Source organism: Fusibacter sp. (assembly GCF_057447755.1).
On record NZ_JBVBZF010000520.1, the window covers coordinates 1 to 1610 of the forward strand.

At 31.4% G+C, this 1610-nt stretch carries 3 protein-coding genes; 2 read left to right on the forward strand and 1 reads right to left on the reverse strand.

All coding sequences use genetic code 11. The features are described from left to right. Nucleotides 1-211 precede the first annotated feature (211 nt). Complete coding sequence (locus AC220I_RS22325) at nt 212-622, forward strand: nucleotidyltransferase substrate binding protein (protein ID WP_486726074.1); 411 nt, start codon at nt 212-214, stop codon at nt 620-622. Nucleotides 623-625: 3 nt separating this feature from the next. Beyond that, nucleotides 626-943, forward strand: a complete 318-nt coding sequence (locus AC220I_RS22330; RefSeq protein ID WP_486726075.1) for a nucleotidyltransferase domain-containing protein — start codon at nt 626-628, stop codon at nt 941-943. Between the two features lie 319 nt (nt 944-1262). Here the strand turns inward: AC220I_RS22330 and AC220I_RS22335 are convergent. After that, the coding region (locus AC220I_RS22335; RefSeq protein ID WP_486726076.1) for a hypothetical protein at nt 1263-1610 on the reverse strand (348 nt) is incomplete at its 5' end.

Genomic DNA, 1610 nt, shown 5'->3' on the forward strand with positions numbered 1-1610 from the left:
AAAAATTTCTAGATTAGAGGGTGGTATGCTCTTAGTCGTGTATTCAATTTATTTAGGATTGAACTATTTTGTTTAGAATATTGGATTTCAATCTTGTTTTTTAATTCAATTCTATATGGCAAAATTCTATATCCATTTTGAATTTTAATCTCAATAAGATATAATAAAGTGTAACCTTAGATCACCTTAATTTTGAAAGGACAGATACTTTATGGATATTAGATGGCAGCAAAGATTTGAAAACTATAAAAAAGCATTATCTCAATTAAATAATGCCATAGATTTGATGTCAATTAGAGAACTAAGTCATTTAGAAAAACAAGGTGTTATTCAAGCATTTGAGTTTACACATGATCTCGCTTGGAAAGTGATGAAAGATTTCTTGGAAGATCGAGGAAATTCTGAAATTTATGGATCAAAGGATGCTGTTAGGCAAGCATTTAAGTATGAATTAATTATAGATGGTGATATATGGATGGACATGATCAGAAGTAGAAATCTCACTAGCCACACATATGACGAAAGTACTGTTGATGATATTATCAAATTAATCCGTCATAAATATTTATCTGCATTTCTTGATTTACAAGAGAAATTTACAGGTATAAAGGAAGTGAAGTAAACAATGACAGAAATAGATGACAGTATCTGGAAATTATTTGCGTCAATGTTTTCTCAATTTGAAAACATTCAAGAAGTCATTTTATTTGGTTCGCGTGCAAAAGGCACCCATAAGAATGGCTCTGATATTGATTTGTGTCTGAAAGGATTAGAGATAGATACAGAAATTCTTATAAAACTGATGGGGCGAATTGACGCCCTTGATCTTCCATATCAAATCGATTTGGTTATTTACGACAAGATAAGCAATTTAGAATTAAAGGACCACATCAAAAGAGTGGGACAAACCATATATACAAAAAATGATAAAGTGTTGTTGTAGATCTGAAAAATTGGATTTACAACAACACTTTATTTTTTACTTTAGGGTAAATTATATATCTCTTTTGTCGCGCTTGTAACTTATGCCATTTCTTTTATGTAGGTAATACAGTTCTTGCAAATATGTGCTTCTTTGTAAGTGACTAAATTTTCTTCTTGTCTGCAGATTCTACATGTACTTGCCATTTTGTTCGATTTCATCAATACACCTCTCATTTTATGGATTTTTTGTTTTTATTTACCTTTAAATTATATTACATTTCTCTTCACGTTTCAAGATGCTTGTTAAAATAATATTTTTTATTTGCACTTATATAATGTCAATTACCTCTGACGGGCTCAATATAAAGTAAATCATAAATATTACCCGTAATATCAATATCATTAATTTCAAGCTTAATGACACGTTCATCACCATAGTTTCCTAGTATGGTTCCTTTTGGAAATACATAAAGCATGGCTTTATAAGGTGGTTTAAGCCTAACATCTTCAAGGCTCTTCGTCGAACTGGCATAAGGCAGTGCATATTCAAATTGCCAGAGATTACCGTCTTCGGCAGTTGACTTTTTCTCAAGGTGCACTGGGAAGTATACCTTCGTATCGAAGTCATCTTCGTATCGATATATATTGTTGTTTGCATCAACAAAAGTCATGGCTTCAAGCTCTGG